The 17,171-nt window shown below is 49.8% G+C and carries 13 protein-coding genes and 2 pseudogenes; 13 read left to right on the forward strand and 2 right to left on the reverse strand.

Translation table 11 applies throughout. The features are described from left to right. Positions 1 to 54 precede the first annotated feature (54 nt). Both J4685_RS05430 and J4685_RS05435 read left to right on the forward strand, forming a co-directional pair. Positions 55 to 1,002: a LysR family transcriptional regulator gene (locus J4685_RS05430; RefSeq protein ID WP_000534903.1), complete on the forward strand. Its 948-nt coding sequence runs from the start codon at positions 55 to 57 to the stop codon at positions 1,000 to 1,002. A gap of 126 nt (positions 1,003 to 1,128) precedes the next feature. Beyond that, on the forward strand, positions 1,129 to 1,473 hold the full coding sequence (locus J4685_RS05435) for a phage holin family protein (RefSeq protein WP_000026889.1): 345 nt from the start codon (positions 1,129 to 1,131) through the stop codon (positions 1,471 to 1,473). A gap of 60 nt (positions 1,474 to 1,533) precedes the next feature. Here J4685_RS05435 and J4685_RS05440 read toward each other — a convergent pair whose 3' ends face one another. Beyond that, entirely contained in the window at positions 1,534 to 2,067 is a 534-nt protein-coding gene (locus J4685_RS05440) for a glycoside hydrolase family 108 protein (protein ID WP_001068126.1), read from the reverse strand. A 16-nt stretch (positions 2,068 to 2,083) separates the two neighbouring features. Next, positions 2,084 to 2,527 carry a transcriptional regulator gene (locus tag J4685_RS05445; RefSeq protein ID WP_000860683.1) on the reverse strand — a complete coding sequence of 148 codons (444 nt, stop codon included), beginning with the start codon at positions 2,525 to 2,527 and terminating at the stop codon, positions 2,084 to 2,086. A 380-nt stretch (positions 2,528 to 2,907) separates the two neighbouring features. Between J4685_RS05445 and J4685_RS05450 the strand changes: the two are divergent. The 11 genes and pseudogenes from J4685_RS05450 (at position 2,908) to J4685_RS05500 (ending at position 17,160) form a co-directional block, all read left to right on the forward strand. Then, positions 2,908 to 5,007 (forward strand): annotated as a pseudogene (locus J4685_RS05450) (glycosyl hydrolase family 18 protein). Positions 5,008 to 5,098: 91 nt separating this feature from the next. After that, complete coding sequence (locus J4685_RS05455) at positions 5,099 to 8,095, forward strand: hypothetical protein (protein ID WP_000155791.1); 2,997 nt, start codon at positions 5,099 to 5,101, stop codon at positions 8,093 to 8,095. A 280-nt stretch (positions 8,096 to 8,375) separates the two neighbouring features. Beyond that, the gene (locus J4685_RS05460; RefSeq protein ID WP_000738614.1) at positions 8,376 to 9,080 is read left to right on the forward strand and encodes a winged helix-turn-helix transcriptional regulator; all 705 of its coding nucleotides are present in this window, start codon (positions 8,376 to 8,378) and stop codon (positions 9,078 to 9,080) included. A gap of 429 nt (positions 9,081 to 9,509) precedes the next feature. Continuing rightward, entirely contained in the window at positions 9,510 to 10,052 is a 543-nt protein-coding gene (locus tag J4685_RS05465; protein WP_000743355.1) for a fimbrial protein BcfA, read from the forward strand. 100 nt (positions 10,053 to 10,152) lie between these two features. Then, the gene (gene bcfB / locus J4685_RS05470) at positions 10,153 to 10,839 is read left to right on the forward strand and encodes a fimbrial biogenesis chaperone BcfB (RefSeq protein WP_000742559.1); all 687 of its coding nucleotides are present in this window, start codon (positions 10,153 to 10,155) and stop codon (positions 10,837 to 10,839) included. A gap of 4 nt (positions 10,840 to 10,843) precedes the next feature. Then, positions 10,844 to 13,465 (forward strand): fimbrial usher BcfC, encoded by a 2,622-nt coding sequence (bcfC, locus tag J4685_RS05475; RefSeq protein WP_001245843.1) that lies wholly within the window; start codon positions 10,844 to 10,846, stop codon positions 13,463 to 13,465. Further along, positions 13,466 to 14,473 (forward strand): fimbrial protein BcfD, encoded by a 1,008-nt coding sequence (locus tag J4685_RS05480; protein ID WP_000701249.1) that lies wholly within the window; start codon positions 13,466 to 13,468, stop codon positions 14,471 to 14,473. After that, complete coding sequence (locus J4685_RS05485) at positions 14,474 to 15,019, forward strand: fimbrial protein BcfE (protein WP_001082042.1); 546 nt, start codon at positions 14,474 to 14,476, stop codon at positions 15,017 to 15,019. A 15-nt stretch (positions 15,020 to 15,034) separates the two neighbouring features. Next, positions 15,035 to 15,553: pseudogene (locus tag J4685_RS05490) on the forward strand (fimbrial protein BcfF). Continuing rightward, positions 15,519 to 16,250, forward strand: a complete 732-nt coding sequence (gene bcfG, locus J4685_RS05495; RefSeq protein ID WP_001135023.1) for a fimbrial chaperone BcfG — start codon at positions 15,519 to 15,521, stop codon at positions 16,248 to 16,250. The pseudogene J4685_RS05490 and the gene bcfG overlap by 35 nt, the downstream one beginning before the upstream one ends. A gap of 64 nt (positions 16,251 to 16,314) precedes the next feature. Next, entirely contained in the window at positions 16,315 to 17,160 is an 846-nt protein-coding gene (locus J4685_RS05500; protein WP_000291399.1) for a DsbA family protein, read from the forward strand. Positions 17,161 to 17,171 lie beyond the last annotated feature (11 nt).

Consider the following 17,171-nt stretch of genomic DNA (forward strand, 5'->3'; position numbering starts at 1 on the left):
TTATCTTGAGTATTATCTATATTGCTTTTTTTAGTTTCCGGAGGCAGACAGCGAATGGGATCGAAAGGTGCCAACAAGAGCTTTGATTATAATTTAATCAAAATTCTTGACGCTGTTATTTTGTCAGGAAATGCGGCTATGGCGGCAAAAAAGTTAGGCATTACACCGGCTGCCGTTTCTCTGGCGTTAAAGCGCCTGCAGAGTTATTACCCGGAAGAACTGTTTAGCAGAGGGAAAGGCGGGCTCATCCCCACAGCTAAGGCTGTCGACATTCACCAAAATTTCAGTCAGGTGATGAAACTGGTGGATGACACATTTCTCTGTAATAGCAAAAAAGATGAAGCGTTCCAGATAACGTTATTAGGCAGTGATATTGTTGAAAGCTATTATCTTTCTCAGCTCTATAACAGCGATATATTTGACCGTATTTTGATAAATCATTTCTCCGTCAGAAATATGAGTCGGGAGCATATCAGCGAACTTCTGTTTACTGCGCAAGGCGATCTGTTGATTAGTGCCGAACCTTTGCTGGAGTCCGGCATAGAGAATCAAATTATTGATAGTTTTAAATCATTTGTTTGTATCTGTAGCAGTAAACACATGCTGAGTACCCTCTCGCAACTGTCGCTACATCATTTTTATTCTTCGCGTCATGCGTTATATCAGCCGGGGATGGGGGCTTCAGTGATATATCATGATAGCGAGTTATTTAAGGATGAGCTTTACTATACTGGCAAGCGTATTGTCGGCTATCGTAGTGATTCACTTAACGGTTTGATGAGCATGATCGAACGAACCTCATTGATTGCATTGATGCCTTTGAAATTAGCGCTTTTTTATAAAAATCATCGTAAATATGACATTAAATTTATTCAGCCTCCGCCCGAACTGGCTTTGAAGTCAGTTCAGGTCTATGCATCCTGGAAGAAAAATAGTAGAAATATATCGACGATTAATGAGATGGTAAGTATGTTACAAACGCTTTCCTCCTTCCGTCGTTAATACACCTCATTTTTACGCTTTGATTTAATATGGTTTTAAATGATGTACTTTGATTTTTACCCTCCTGACAGGGCGCTTACACTCCTTGTGTTAATTATTCATTTATAATGATTTCGGAGTGTTAAAATGTCTATTCCCAACCATGTGTCGACAACGGAAGTTGTGCTATTGGAGCTAGAGATCTTACTCACTATTATTTCGATTGGCGCGTGGGGAGGCTTTGTCAGCTATCTTTTACGCAAAGATAAGACAGAATATAATAGTTCTCATGAAAGTATTAAATATTGCTTAACACAGATCGTGATTTCCTGCTTCACCAGTTTCTTGTTAAGCGCGATTGCGATCGAAAAAGAATGCAGTTTCAACATTGTTCTGTTGGCGGCAGGCTTAGGCGGTGTTTTCGCGAGTCCGATCTTAAAGATTCTTGGACGGCGGATTAAAAAAATTATCGAAGGAAATAATTCAGACTAATTATCATTCGCAGTATCAGGCTCATCCGTGAGCCTTTTACGCGTCTTTTTTCAGCCTGGTCTAGGTCACTCTATTTTTGATCCAGCCATAAATAAATTGTTCGTTATTGTGGTTTTTCTCAGCAACGTTTAAGTAGTACATGCCCTGACTGCAGTTGAGGGCTTTCACCAAAACGGCTTCCCCTTCCTGGCCTTGCCAGGCCAAATAATGTTCGAGAGCGGCAAACGTCCGCGGGCCAATATTGCCATCCACATGAACATCCGGGTAGCGTTTACCTTCGTGATTAAAGACGTTCAGCCAGCGTTGCAGCCACGCGCTGGGGTGGTAAGCGCCTATGTTGACTGCCGCATCGCACAGCTCGAATGAGACTGGCCACGATAGCGTCGAGATGACATCAAAGCCTGGTTTGATCCAATAATCCGCTTCGAGAATCGCGTAGGCTTCAGCGTGGGTCAGATCCCGCATATCGCCAGCATAGCCATGTGCTCGCGCCGTGGCTTCGGTAATGCCCCAATGGGTGGCGCCGCCTTTATCTTTAGGGTTAAATACGTAACCGCCTTCAAGCGCAATAATTCCATCTATAATTGGATTCATCTTCCCTTTCCTTCGCTTAGTGAATATGCAGATACATGAGAGAACCTAACGTTACTGAAAATACGGTCGTCAGGGCAGCGATGGTTTGCCGTACAATCTGTTTTTTTCTTCCCTTTGTTTCGCTATCCGTCGCGATAATGGTGATATCACTATTAACTTTGAGGCCTTGTCTTGGAATGGTAATAAAAAGATCGTTAATACTAAGCGCTTTAAGGTCACGTCTGATTAAATAGAGAATCTGCGTTAGATTTGCATCATTAACATAATGGCTTCGACTTCCCCATAACGCAGTGGTTATTTTTTGTCGCTCGATAATCTCCAGATGAGCATTCTCGATGATGAAACTGAGACATTTGGCTCTCATCGCAGTCATTTTAATAACCTGTGAATTTGAGACCGTCCTCAGTTCATATTTACCTTCATTGTAAATGCAATTGCTATTAATGATATAAGTTTTCATAACGTCTTCCTTTAGAAATGTACATCCTGGTTGTCTGTGGTGACTATATTGTATGAGAAATGTCTTAATCCAATAAATGTCACTGGTTTTATTGTATTGTCATTGTCTATAGCGAGTGTAATCACATTATTTCATTGTAATTAAATGATATTTAATTACATGATAAATGATATTTACTATGTTCTCACCAGAACGGAGTAAGCGGGCGCTGAGAGGTGTTGTTTTCTCTTCGTTAGACGGTGTTGTTAACCTCATTTTTATGATTTTTATATCATCTAAAAAGATGATGTTTTGTGATTAGCTATTTTTTATGCCTGTAACGATTATGGACCCCGCAGAACGAGCTGCGACAATTTTGAAACGTAAAAGGAAATTTGAAAATGGCTACAAGCAAACTGATTCAAGGCGATACAATTACTGAAACTACTCATGCAGCGAATGGTTTTGACCCTGCAACAAGCGATGATAAAATAAGCTATACTTCCGCTCGTGTTGCGAAACCGGTATACAATAAATATAAAAATTCCACGACTAAACCGAAGGTATTCGGTTATTACACCGACTGGTCACAGTATGACAGCCGTCTGCAAGGCAATATGTCCCAACCGGGCCGTGGTTATGATTTAACCAACGTTTCACCGACGGCTTATGACAAACTGATTTTTGGCTTTGTTGGCATCACCGGTTTCAGAAAAATTGATACAGAAGACCGCGATGTCGTAGCAGAAGCGGCAGCGCTGTGCGGCAAAGTGAAATATGAGCCGACCTTCCTCGATCCGTGGGGCGATTTCCAGTCTTATATCAACCTGGGTTTTGAAACCAGCGGCTGGGATGTTGATCCGAAAACCGTGACCCAGGCTAACGCCAAAGGTATGCTGGGCGCGCTGCGTGATATGCAGGCAAAAGCGAAAGCTGCAGGTCACACGCTGGCGCTCTCCATGAGTATCGGCGGCTGGAGCATGAGTAACGGGTTCCACGAAACCGCCGCTTCTGACTCTTCTCGTAAAACCTTCGCCAAAGGCGTGGTGAAACTGTTCAAACAGTTCCCGATGTTCAGCGAAGTGGATATTGACTGGGAATACCCGAACGATGAAGGGGCGGGCAACCCGTTTGGCGCAGAAGATGGCGCTAACTACGCGCTGCTGATTGCCGAACTGCGTTAACAGCTGGATTCCGCGGGTCTGAGCAATGTGAAGATCTCTATCGCGGCCTCTGCGGTGACCACGATTTTTGATCACGCTAAAGTAAAAGATCTGTTGGCTGCTGGCCTGTACGGCATCAACCTGATGACCTATGACTTCTTCGGTACGCCGTGGGCGGAAACGCTGGGCCACCACACTAACCGCAAAGCGCTGGAAGAGGGCGGCTGGGCTGTCGAAACCATCGTTGATCACCTGCTGGCGGAAGGTTTCTCCGCTGACCGTATCAACATCGGTTATGCCGGCTATACCCGTAACGCTCGTCAGGTAGAAATTGAATCCCTGTCGCCGCTGAAAGGTTCTTACAACCCAGGTTCAGGCGATACTACCGGTTCCTTCGAATCCGGCACCAGCGAATGGTATGACGTCATTTATAGCTACCTGGATCTGGAAAACCAGAAAGGCCGTAACGGTTTCAACGTTTACACCGACCAGGTCGCTGACGCTGACTACCTGTATAGCCCGGAATCCAAACTGTTTTTATCCCTGGATACGCCGCGTACTGTCAAAGCAAAAGGCGAATATGCAGCGAAACTGGGCCTGGGCGGCGTGTTTACCTGGACTATCGATCAGGACAACGGCGTGCTGGTTAACGCCGTGCGTGAAGGTCTGGGTTATGAAATCGAATCTGAAGTTATCGATATGGAACCGTTCTACTTCGAAGGTATCAATGTAGAAAAAGATGACGAGCAGAGCGATAGCGACGACGCGCAGAAGGTCAACCACGCGCCGAAAGCGGCGATTGAACTGATGGTCGTAGGCGGATCGACGGTACAGCTGTCTGGCGCAGGTTCTTCTGATGAAGATAACGATGAGCTGTCCTTTAGCTGGGGCGTGCCTTCTCAAATCGATGTGGCAGACAAAACGGCAGAAATCATTGAGGTTGTGGTACCGGAAGTTAGCGAAAAAACAGCCTTTCAGTTCACCCTGTTTGTACGCGACTGCTACAACGAACCGTCCTCTCAACAGCGCTTTGTTCTGACGGCGGTGCCTGCGCTATCTCAGGTTCAACCGGAACCGAAAGAGGAAGAAGAGATTATCGTTCCTGTACCGGACGAGGAAGAAGAGACCACGCCGGCTGAGGATGATACGTCAGCAGATGACAAAACGTCACCTTACGCGCAGTGGGATGCTTCTACCGTTTATGGCGCAAACTGGGGTTCTTTCGAAATCGTTAGCTGGAAAGGCCATAACTATCAGGTGAAATGGTGGTCTATGGGCAACCAGCCTGACCTGAACTGTGGTGTCGGCGGTGCATGGACCGATCTTGGCGCTTACTAATACACGGTATTAAGCCGATGTATTGGGCTTCATGATTCAAGCCCCGGTTTACCGGGGCTTTTCTCCACCAGGGACAGAGGAAGAGCAGACCATGACCATTTCCATTCACGCCAGCGCATTTGACGTCAACAGCTGGTATCAAAAAATCACCTTAACCTTCATCAATGAGAGCGGTAATGCGGTCGATATGAACCATGCCGCAATATCATTCACGGCTTCCGGGCACATCGATCCATGGGGAAATAGCGGCGGTACGCTCAAAGGGAACCTGCCGCTTACGCTGAATGAGAGTTCGTATGGCACGCTGGAAACTAACAACATCATCATTAATAACAGCGATGCATTACTTCTTCATCCGGGCGAACGCGGGACGCTCTCTTTCAGCCTCGCGGCGACGCAGGTGCCGGTAAAAATGTCCGCCATCACCTTGACGCTGGCGTCATCGTCATCCGAAGACGCAGAGTCTGAAACCCCATCCGATCAGGAGACGCCAGCGATACCCGCCGCAGACGAACAACTCGCCGAACCCGATGTGCCGGAAAAGGACAATGATCTTCAGGAACGCGGCCTTACGCTTAACGTTAGCGAGTTGAATACCGCGAGTTGGTATCAACGCGTCACCTTTACGCTGACCAACCTCTACGCTCAGGCGGTAGATCTCAATCAGCTTCAACTGAATTTTACGGCCAGCGCGCACCCCGATCCCTACAGTCCGTTTCAGGGAACAATGCTGGGGAATCAGGCCGTGACGCTGGCCAGCGATGGGGGATGGCCCATCGAGAAGAATACCATCACCATTAATCATGACGGCGCGCTGATGCTGGCGGCGGGGGATACCGTCGAATTACAGTGCTATCTGGCCGCCACGCAGATGCCAGTTGCCATCAGCGATTTGAACGCGACGTTGGCCCATGACCCTGCCCGCCAGGGAAAAATTTGCGTTCACTTTCCTGCCATGACGCAGACCGTGGCGCTCAAACCGGTGATTGAGCTACTGTTTCCTGCCGGCGAAACCCGGCGCTTTGTCGGTGAGTGGGGAGAGGTTCTGACAATAAGCGATCTTAGCGCAGGAACGTATCGGCTTATCGTACCGGTACTGGCGAATGATGAGATGCAAATCGCGCCAGTCGAGTCCTCTTTTACCGTTACGCTGCAATCCGGAGATGCCGCCGCGCAGGTCCAGGTATCTTGTTTACCGATTGTCCATTATGCCAGTGCGCGTCTGATGATTGATGCCCCTGCGCTTGGTAATGCGAAATTGACCGTTGATATCGCCGATGCTACGCAAGCGGATGAGCGTACTATCACGCTTATCGCCAACCAACCGCAGTTAATCACCCGGCTACTGGCGGGGCATCATTATACGGTCAATCTGCAGCCTGCAATGATTAATAACCGCTTTATATCGGCACCCATACAGCTTACGGGTTTTATCCCTGCTGCGGCGCAGGTTGCCGAGGTTGCGGTCGCTTACCAACAGTCAGCGCTCGACACGGCGAGCTTCGTGACGGTAGATGCCACTATACTGGGCCTGCCCGATGGCGTCGCGCCGCAGCGTTATCTGTTCAGCAGCGGTAAATATCAATACTCATTAATGCTGGAGAGCGGCAGCGATCGGCAGACGTTGGCATTACGCTTTGCGCCCGGGCTGTATGATGTTCAGACGGACGATATTTTCATCGACAGTGTGCCGTGGCGTTGTGAACAGGCCGGGCCGCTACGCTTGTTGCAAAAGGTCAACCATGTGGCGCTGGAGTTTCTGCCCGGCGTGACGCTACAGGTAAAAGGTTGGCCTGATTACCTTGTTCATGGCGGTGTGACGGTTAACGCGCCAGAGACGGTTTCTCTTTATCGCGATATACCGTTTAGCGCGTTGTTTAAATACGACGGTTTTGACGGCGGCGGCGATCCGGTGCCGGCCGCAGAGGTTGACGTGAACGGGGATGGTTTTCTGGATTACGCGACATTACCGATCCATAAAACCGTTGCGCTGGTGCGCCAGATCGAAAAAGAAGCCGGGCGTAGCGTCATGCCGGTAATGGTCATTTATACCGCGAATGCCAGCGGCGGCAGCGCGCTGGCGGATTTACAGGATGCGCAAAAGCTACGTAACCATTTTGGTAACTTTATTACCCAGTGTCTGGCGGCGCAGTCATACAAAGATGAGACGCATCCTGTCCCGGCCACCTTTGTGCTTAACCCGGATTTTCTGGGTGCGCTACAGCAAGAACCGTATGGCTACACCGTAGTACGGCAAAAAAACAGTGTGCCGGTGAATGCCCAACTGGCGGCGGCGATACAAGCATTACCGGCGATGGCTGGCTTTATCGCGCCTTCGTTGCCGACGTTTAGCGACGATCTCTACGGCTATATTCAGGCGGTGAACTATCTTGTTCGTCAGTTTGCCCCGGATGTGGCTTTTGGCTGGCAGACGAATGTCTGGGCGACAGGAACGGCGGACTGGGTGCTGCGCGATACCGCTGATCCGGTAGCTGAAGGGCAGGCGATCGCCGGATTTATTCATGAACTGGGCGTTTATAGCGGAGAATATGCGCCGGACTTTATTGCGTTTGATAAATTTGAGCGTGACTGTTTCAGTCCTGATGCGCTTGCTCACTATGGCTGGAATGCGACATGCTGGCTTAATTACCTGGCGATGGTCAAACAGGTGACAAAAGCGCTGCTGACGCCCGCCATGCTGTGGCAAATCCCTGGCGGCCATATGCCTACAGTAGAAGAGGGCGTCAGTAAAATCACCGCTGCGCACTTCGCATCCGGCGGAACTTTTTTTATGGGTGACGCCCGCATTGGCAGCGATCCTGACACGCTCTCTTTGCAGTTACTCAATACGGCCTTAAATAGCGCGACTTACGGCGTCCAGACCGTTGGCGACTTTTTACGTAAAGATAAAGGGTATGACTGGAGCCAGATGCAGGCGCTGAATCTACCGGACTTTAACGTCTTTTCGATCTTATGGGGCGGTGGTTCTACTATCAGTATTACGACAATCCATTCTAACGGTGAAGACGGCGGCTGGCTGGCGGATAAAATGGTAGAGTATTATGCTTCTCCACGCTATTTCAGATAATATCACTGCTTATTTGCATTAATCTGGACTATTAGTTTGAGATTCGAAGGCGCGTTCTTTCGAATCTCTTTTCCTGCGCCCCCTGACCTCTCATTCTTTATGCGTAATTCGTTATTAATTTTCTGTAATCAATTTGTATTAAGAATCGTCTTAATCTTAAAAATATTGCGTATTAGTGCGTTGTGAATACAGAAATACTGCATAGCGATGTTATTTATTATTAATTTAAGTACTTTTTGAGAGGTTATACTGTGGCGCTACATTGAGTAGACAACCGTTAATGAAAAAAATGATGAACGATGCTTTTGCTAAAGATAATAATGAGAATTCATTACACTCTTTTCTTTTTTCTCAGCAGGCTAAACCTCACGCGGCGATTGATGCCTTATTTTCGGCCTTGTTGCCATTTGGTCAACCGTTTACGCTGGGTATCGGCGATGAGTTTTATTTACAGGCCAATGATGAACACTACATTGTATTACTGGAGTCAGGAATTGTTTCTTTCTGTCGTGATGACAACCGACTCCATATATCTTCATCGTTTGCGCCATCGGTCGTGGGTATGGTTGACAGCTATGGCGCTACCTATAACGTTCCCGCGCGACCGGAACACTTTTTGCTCGCAGAAACGGTTTGTACCGGTAGATTTGTTCGCCTGCCGGATTTTATAAAAATCGCCGATGAATGCGATTTGTGGCACGACGTGGCCCGTTGTCTGGCTTACCGTCTGATGGTGATGAGCGCGCGCGATCGTGAATTAGTCGGCGTCAATTCTTATCTGAAAGTTCGGGCGCTGCTGATTGAAATCTGGGCTTATCCACAGGCCTACCGGGAAAACATTATCGTATTGAATTTTATTCAACGGCGTACCGGGATATCGCGCAGTCGGACTATGAAGATTCTGTCTGAACTAAAAAAAGGCGGGTATATCCATATTGATAATGGGCGGCTGACGGCGCTCGGAAAACTGCCAGTGGCGTATTAATGCACTATACGCAACGATATATTTACATATCTCAACTGAATTTGCCTGTTATCGTTAATAAAATGTTTTATTGAAAATTGTTAAGAAGATTATTTTAAAAAAGTCAATATGACTAAAGGGGATAGGCCGAACGGCTGGTGTAAAGTCAATATAAAACAACATGTTACATCTAGTCCTTTAAAACCAAATGTCGATGATTGCAACTTGCCGTTGGCTTGCTAATAATTAATAACATCGTTATCTCATTATAACGTAAAGATTAACTCACGACGTTGAGTAGCTGTTTTATTGCCTCTGACATTTATATCAGAACAAGAAGACACTTTTTTTCGCATAAGAAAAAGTCGTGATATTGCTGTGAAGAAATATCAGCAGCCGTTTCGTTAAAAAATCTGATTACCCTCATTTTTATATTTAAAAGGAGCTTGAATGAAAAAGCCTGTACTAGCATTAATGGTCTCTGCCATTGCCTTTGGCGGAATGTTGTCCACCGCGCAAGCGGATACTACAACCGTCACTGGCGGTACGGTAAATTTTGTCGGACAGGTCGTTGACGCCGCCTGTTCTGTTTCCGCTGACTCTGTCGATCAGACCGTGACATTAGGCCAGGTTCGCGCCAGTAAATTAACCGAGGCCGGTATGGCGGCGAATCAAAAAGAAGATTTCACCATTAAACTGGAAGACTGCGATACTCAGACCAGCCAGAATGCGGCGGTGATTTTTAATGGCCAGCAGGACGCAAACCAGCCGGGTTCGCTGGCGAATACCGCTGGGGCAGGTTCGGCGACGAATGTGGCACTACAACTTTATGGACCGGATGGCCAGGCGCTGAATATTGGTGAATCGTCCAGTACTGTTACCTTGAACGATGGCGAAAACGTTATTCCGCTTAGCGTGGATTATATCGCTACCGGTACGGCGACTGCCGGTAATGTTACCGCGACGGCGACATTTAGCATGGTTTATTCCTGATTCCTTATCGGGATTTTTTTCTCGTCTGTTGGGAGGCGAGAAAGGGGCGTTACGCGCGTCACTGCGCGTAACAAACCGACGGCATCAGGATATTACGCAGATGAAAAAAAACGTACCGATTTTCCTTCGATTATTGCTACTGCTGTCGGCGGCCGGCCTGTCGTTTGCCGTGCAGGCGGGAGGCATTGCGCTGGGCGCGACTAGGGTGATTTATCCGCAGGGAAGTAAGCAAACCTCCTTGCCGATTATTAATTCTTCTGCCAGCAATGTTTTTTTAATTCAGTCGTGGGTCGCCAATGCCGATGGTTCACGCTCGACGGATTTTATCATTACGCCGCCTCTCTTTGTGATCCAGCCTAAAAAAGAAAATATATTACGTATTATGTATGTCGGGCCGTCATTACCGACCGATCGCGAAAGCGTGTTTTATTTAAACAGTAAAGCGATACCCTCTGTCGATAAAAATAAACTGACCGGCAACTCCCTGCAAATTGCGACGCAAAGCGTGATTAAGCTATTTATCCGCCCGAAAAATCTGGCGGAGGCGCCAGCCCATGCCCCGGTAACGCTTCGCTGCCGTAACGAGCGCGGCCAGCTAACGATTACTAACCCTTCGCCGTACTACGTTTCGATGGTTGAACTGTACAGCGCGGGGAAAAAACTGCCGAATACTATGGTACCGCCGAAAGGCGCGATCACTATCCCGGCGACGCCTGGCCAGGTATCTTTGCGCACGGTAAACGATTTTGGCGCAACGACGCCAGCACGCGTTTGTCCAGCTTCATGATGTTATGCGTAATCAGCTTTTCATGACGCGATATTACTCCAGCGTAGCTAAACCCGTATTAACTCCGCTGGCGTTGGCTATCGCACTGGCGCCTGCGCCTGGGTGGGCGGAAAACTATTTCAACCCGGCATTTCTGTCTGACGACCCGTCTGCGGTGGCCGACTTATCGACCTTTTCCCGTAATGCCCAGGCGGCGGGAATGTATCGCGTTGACGTTTACCTGAACAATACGTTTCTCGCGACCAGAGACATTGCCTTCCAGGCGGTGAAGACGACGGGAAAAAGCGCGCCCACCGATGACAGCGGATTACGCGCCTGCCTGACGCCTGAAATGCTTAAAAATATGGGGGTAAACACCGGGGCATTTCCACTGTTGGCGAAGGCGGCGGCGGGAAGTTGTCCGGATCTCGCCAGTGCGATACCGGCCGCCCGGACCCGCTTTGATTTTGCGCAGCAACGTCTCGACATTAGCATCCCGCAGGCGGCGATGGTTGCCAGCGCCAGAGGCTATATCCCACCGCAATACTGGGATGAAGGTATTAACGCGTTGCTATTTAATTACACCTTTACCGGCGCGAATAGTCAGGATCGGAGCCCTGGCGGCAGTGCGGAGAACAGCTATTTTCTTGGATTGAATAGCGGCCTTAATCTGGGGGCCTGGCGGTTACGCGACTACTCCACATGGAACGCGAATAGCGGCGATCAGAATAGCGACAGCGACTGGCAGCACATCAGTACTCATCTGGAACGTGATGTGGTCTTTTTGCAGGGAGAACTGACGGCAGGCGATAGTTATACCCCCTCCGCATTATTCGACAGCCTTCCTTTTCGCGGACTACAACTGGCGTCTGACGACAATATGTTGCCAGACAGCATGAAGGGCTTCGCGCCGACCATTCACGGCATTGCCAGAAGCAACGCGCAAGTGACCATTCGGCAAAACGGCTACATCATCAATCAGCGCTATGTGCCGCCCGGGGCATTTACTATTAATGATCTCTATCCTACCGCCGCCAGCGGTGATTTGACTGTGGAAGTCAAAGAGTCCGACGGTTCTATTAATCGCTATAACGTGCCCTATTCCGCCGTGCCGATTCTACAACGAGAAGGGCGGCTGAAGTATGCGGCGACGGTGGCGGAGTATCGCAGCGATAGTAGTCAAAAAGAGAAGGTGAAATTCAGTCAGGCGACCTTGATATGGGGGTTACCGCATGGTTTTACGCTGTATGGCGGAACACAACTTTCCAGTCATTATCACGCGCTGGCGATCGGCAGCGGCGCAAATCTGGGCGACTGGGGCGCGGTGTCGCTGGATGTCACCCAGGCTACCAGTACGCTGGCGGATAATAACACCTACCAGGGGCAATCGCTGCGTTTCCTGTATGCCAAATCGCTTGCACAGTCAGGAACCAATTTACAGCTTATGGGTTATCGCTATTCAACCTCGGGCTTTTATACGCTGGATGATACCACGTGGAAACGGATGAGCGGCTATGACGATGACAATCGGACTGACAGCGATAAAAGCAGGCCGGAATGGGCGGATTATTACAATCTTTATTATACCAGGAGGGGCAAAGTACAACTCGATATCAATCAACAGCTAGGCGGGTTGGGATCGCTTTTTATTACCGGCAGTCAGCAAAGTTACTGGCACACTGATGAAAAGGATTCTTTGTTGCAGGTGGGATACAGCGATACGCTGGCGGGTATTGCATGGAGCGTTTCTTACAACAATAACAAATCCGCAGGCGATGCGGAGCGCGATCAAATTTTCGCCCTGAATATCTCGGTGCCGCTAAGTCAATGGCTGCAACATGATGATGAGGTCACGCACCATCACAATGTTTACGCTACCTTTAGCACCAGTACGGACAAACAGCATAACGTTACGCAGAATGCGGGCCTTAGCGGCACACTACTGGACGAAAACAATCTTAGTTACAACATACAGCAAGGCTATCAGAATCACGGTATTGGCGAAAGCGGCGCCGCCAGCCTGGAATACGATGGGGCGAAAGGCAACGCCAATATTGGCTATAACGTTAGCGATAACGGCGATTACCAGCAGGTGAATTATGGCCTGAGCGGCGGCCTGGTGGCGCACGCGCATGGAGTGACGCTAAGCCAGCCGTTAGGCAATACCAATATTTTGATTGCCGCGCCGGGCGCAGCCAATGTCGGCGTTGTCGACCAGCCGGGTATTCATACGGACGCGCGTGGCTATGCGGTGGTGCCGTATGCGACGACATATCGCCAAAACCGTATGGCGCTGGACGTTAACGCCATGGCTGATGATGTCGATATTGATGACGCGGTGACTCGCGTTGTGCCGACCGAAGGCGCGCTGGTTCTGGCCCGCTTTAAAGCGCGAGTCGGCGTGCGTGCCCTGGTAACGCTGAATCATAATGGTAAGCCTGTACCCTTTGGCGCAACGGTGACGGTGAATGATCGCCATGCGGAGGCGATTGTTGACGAGGCCGGGGAGGTCTATCTTTCCGGGTTGTCAGCGCAAGGCGTTCTGCACGTTCGCTGGGGGAACCTGCCGGATCAACAGTGCGTCGCGTCCTATCATCTCTCTTCCTCCCGTCAGATTCTGAGTCGACAACATGCGGAGTGTCATTAAATGAAAATACCTCTTTTATTTGCTCTGCTGGCGGGGAGTGTCGTATCGCAGTACGCACACGCAGACGTGTGTAAAAACGTTAACGGCGTGCCTTCCAGTATTAATTACGATTTAACGACCACTCTGACGGCAGAACAAAACCAGGTGGGAAAGACGGTTCAACTGGAAAAAAGCCAGGAAGTTAATGTACAGGCGGTGTGTCCCGCCGGCGCGTCGACCTATAGCCAGACTTATCGCTCCTATGTGTCGCCATATCCGGTCGTAGAAACGAGCGGTAACTGGAAATATTTAAAGCTGGACCCGGACTACCTTGAAGGCGGAATGCGAATTGAGGATTCTTCGGCGGGCGATATCTATCCGCCAATGAACAATGTCCTGATGGGATATGATGAAAATGTGAAAGCGGGTCAACCGTTTTACGTTCGTGACTCAAATCTGGAGTTTCAGCTCAAAATTGTTAAACCGTTCGTCGGCACGGTGAATATTAGTCCTAAGACTATGTTCAATGTTTATGTCATGACCGCCGCAGGCGATCCGCTGACAGATGTCGTGTACAGCATTCTTTATAGTGGAACGGTGACCGTACCGCAAAGCTGCGAAATCAACGCCGGACAAACGATTCTGGTGAATTTCGGCGCATTATACAGCGGCAATTTCAACCATGCAGGCCAAAAGCCGGAGGGGGTACGAGCGAAAAAATTCAGCGTACCGGTAAAGTGCAGCGGTCTGGATTCGCAGGTCAATTTAACGATGCGTCTTATCGCTACGCCGGATAGCCACTTTCCCCAGGCTATCGCTTCGGATAATGCCGATGTCGGTGTAGTGGTCGAAACCGATGAAGGAAACGCGCTTATTCCCAATGATGTACAGAGCGTCGCGCCTTTTATCACCGATAGCGCCGGACGCGCTAACATCACATTGCAAGCCTACCCGGTGAGTACAACAGGTGAAACGCCAGCGGAAGGGGCGTTTACCGCCCTGGCCAGCCTGCGAGTGGACTTTGACTAAATGAACAGATCACACTGCGCTCTTTTTGTCATGGGACTAATCCTGTGTCCACAAATCAATGCCAGCGCTGACGACCTCGCTTATAACCTCGAATTTACCGGCACTATTGTGGCGCAAACTTGCGACATAGATATTTCCAGTCTCAGTCAAAGTATTGATTTAGGGCAGTTTGCAGTTGGCGATTTTCCTTCGACAGGAACAACGACAAAATTTAAGCCCTTTAATATCAACCTCAAAAATTGTTCCCGAGGAATTACCGGGGCGAAGATCTGGTTTACCGGCGAACCCGATCCGGACAATCCCGCGCTACTGGCAATAACCGATACCGGAATGGGAAGCGGAAACATGTTAGCAAGCGGGGTAGGGGTGGAAATTCTGAATGATGATCAGGATACCATCAGTATCAATAATGCCGACTCAGTGGTCTATCCGTTGAAAGCCGGACGCAACACGCTGTCTTTTTATATTCGCTATAAATCGACCCGGCCGACGGTCACGTCCGGGAACGCGACGGCGGTCATGTATTTCGATATGCAGTATGAATGAGGAGCCATCGTAATTATGCGTAACGATATCCTGTACGGCATCGGGATGCTGCTGGCGGCATCCGGCGTCCAGGCGCACGATGGCCGGGTCTATGTCTCCGGAACCATCACGGACAATACGTGTTCGCTCTCTCCAGGCTCGGAAAATATTAACGTGGCGATGGGCGCGGTTTCTCAACGGCAGTTTTATCGCGCGGGCGACGGTTCCGCCTGGCAACCTTTTGCTATCGATTTACAGAACTGCGGCAGCACTGCCAGCGGCGTAACGGTCAGTTTTAGCGGTGCAGGGGATAGCCGTAATACGGATTTATTGGCGCTTACCGCAGGGGAAAGCGACGCTTCAGGCATTGGGATTGCGCTTTATGATCAAAATAAAACTTTAATCCCACTGGGGCAGGAGAGTGATGTGGTGACGCTCAGTCCGGGCTAGGCGTCGGCGCATCTGCAATTTTACGCGCGTTATCTTGCCGATGGCGGCACGGTAACGCCCGGGGACGCCAATGCCTCCGCAACCTTCATTCTTGCCTATGAATAAGTTCTTTTTACACTGCGCGATATATTGGTGCTTGCTTCCCATATCATGGGCGCAGGCTGGCGTGGTAATTGGCGGTACTCGCTTTATCTATCATGCGGGCGCCCCGGCATTAAGCGTACCGGTAAGTAACCATTCAGAAGCGTCCTGGTTAATTGATACGCATATTTTACCTGGTGGCCGCTGGCCTGGAACCAAAAACGAAGGGAATATCACGCCCTTCGTGGTCACGCCGCCATTATTTATGCTTTCAGCGCGCCAGGAAAACTCAATGCGGGTGGTTTATACCGGCGGACCGCTACCCGCCGACAGGGAAAGTCTGTTTACCTTGAGTATCGCCGCTATTCCCTCCGGTAAACCGGAAGCGAACCGTGTACAAATGGCGTTTCGTTCGGCTTTAAAATTGCTCTATCGCCCTGAGGGACTCGCCGGCAATCCGCAGCAGGCCTACCGGCATCTGATCTGGTCGCTTACCCCCGATGGCGCGACGGTACGCAATCCGACACCCTATTACGTTACGCTCTTTTTATTACGCGCTAACGAGCGCGCCCAGGACAACGCCGGGGTCGTGGCTCCCTTTGCAACGCGTCAAACGGACTGGTGCCGGCACGCGGTTCGCTGCACTGTGCGTTGGCAAAGTATTAATGACTATGGGCGGGTAATGACAGCGCAAACCGTGGATCTGACGCGTATTCATTAACCTATTTTTCAGGCGTCTCCCGATAGCGGGAGGCTTTCCGATCTTATCGAACGAGACTTTTATTATGTATTATCACGCGTTAAAACTTTCCCGACTGGCGATGTTGACGTTGGCAGGCGTTGCAGTATCCGCCTCGGCAATCGCCGCCGATTCTGCCCCGACGTCGCAAATTGGCCCGACGGCGGAAGCCTACATCGTCAGTCATCCGGATAAAGTGGGAGAGGTGGTGGCAACGTATTTGGCCGAACATCCGGAATTTTTGGTCGCCGCCAGCGAGACGTTACATCAGCGTCAGCAGATTGCGCAACAACAGGCGTATGTTCAACTGGCATTACAGTATCGTGCTGAGTTGCTCAGTAGCAGCAGTCCTTCCGTTGGGCCCAGCGAGGCAAAAGCGGCGGTGGTAATGTTCTTTGATTACCAGTGCTCGTGGTGCAGCAAAATGGCGCCTGTGGTCGAAAACCTGATTAAGGCGAACCCGGATACTCGGTTTATTTTCAAAGAGTTTCCTATTTTTTCCTCCCGCTGGCCGGTATCCGGACTGGCGGCAAGAGTCGGCGAACAGGTATGGCTTACACAGGGCGGGGCGAAATATCTCGACTGGCATAATGCGCTTTATGCCACAGGGAAGGTGGAAGGCGCGTTAACGGAACACGATGTCTACACCCTGGCGCAACATTATCTAACGCCGACGCAGCTGGCCGCCGTAAAAGAAGCGCAAAGCAGCGGTGCAGTACATGATGCGCTCCTCACTAACCAGGCACTGGCGCAGCATATGGACTTTAGCGGCACGCCTGCTTTTGTCGTCATGCCTCAGACGCAAAACGGTGATGTAAAACGGGTGACCGTGATCCCGGGAAGCACGACTCAGGATATGTTGCAAATGGCGATTCAGAAAGCGAAGGGGTGATATTCGCTCAG

It is taken from the genome of Salmonella sp. 32100201201700099SM, from assembly GCF_017572645.1.
Classification (GTDB): Bacteria; Pseudomonadota; Gammaproteobacteria; order Enterobacterales; family Enterobacteriaceae; genus Salmonella; species Salmonella enterica.

Excerpts from the sequence above, each read along its gene's own strand:
- J4685_RS05430 (WP_000534903.1), top strand. The coding sequence starts at position 55 with ATGGGATCGAAAGGTGCCAACAAGAGCTTTGATTATAATTTAATCAAA.
- J4685_RS05435 (WP_000026889.1), top strand. The coding sequence starts at position 1,129 with ATGTCTATTCCCAACCATGTGTCGACAACGGAAGTTGTGCTATTGGAG.
- J4685_RS05440 (WP_001068126.1), bottom strand. The coding sequence starts at position 2,067 with ATGAATCCAATTATAGATGGAATTATTGCGCTTGAAGGCGGTTACGTA.
- J4685_RS05445 (WP_000860683.1), bottom strand. The coding sequence starts at position 2,527 with ATGAAAACTTATATCATTAATAGCAATTGCATTTACAATGAAGGTAAA.
- J4685_RS05455 (WP_000155791.1), top strand. The coding sequence starts at position 5,099 with ATGACCATTTCCATTCACGCCAGCGCATTTGACGTCAACAGCTGGTAT.
- J4685_RS05460 (WP_000738614.1), top strand. The coding sequence starts at position 8,376 with ATGAAAAAAATGATGAACGATGCTTTTGCTAAAGATAATAATGAGAAT.
- J4685_RS05465 (WP_000743355.1), top strand. The coding sequence starts at position 9,510 with ATGAAAAAGCCTGTACTAGCATTAATGGTCTCTGCCATTGCCTTTGGC.
- bcfB (WP_000742559.1), top strand. The coding sequence starts at position 10,153 with ATGAAAAAAAACGTACCGATTTTCCTTCGATTATTGCTACTGCTGTCG.
- bcfC (WP_001245843.1), top strand. The coding sequence starts at position 10,844 with ATGCGTAATCAGCTTTTCATGACGCGATATTACTCCAGCGTAGCTAAA.
- J4685_RS05480 (WP_000701249.1), top strand. The coding sequence starts at position 13,466 with ATGAAAATACCTCTTTTATTTGCTCTGCTGGCGGGGAGTGTCGTATCG.
- J4685_RS05485 (WP_001082042.1), top strand. The coding sequence starts at position 14,474 with ATGAACAGATCACACTGCGCTCTTTTTGTCATGGGACTAATCCTGTGT.
- bcfG (WP_001135023.1), top strand. The coding sequence starts at position 15,519 with ATGCCTCCGCAACCTTCATTCTTGCCTATGAATAAGTTCTTTTTACAC.
- J4685_RS05500 (WP_000291399.1), top strand. The coding sequence starts at position 16,315 with ATGTATTATCACGCGTTAAAACTTTCCCGACTGGCGATGTTGACGTTG.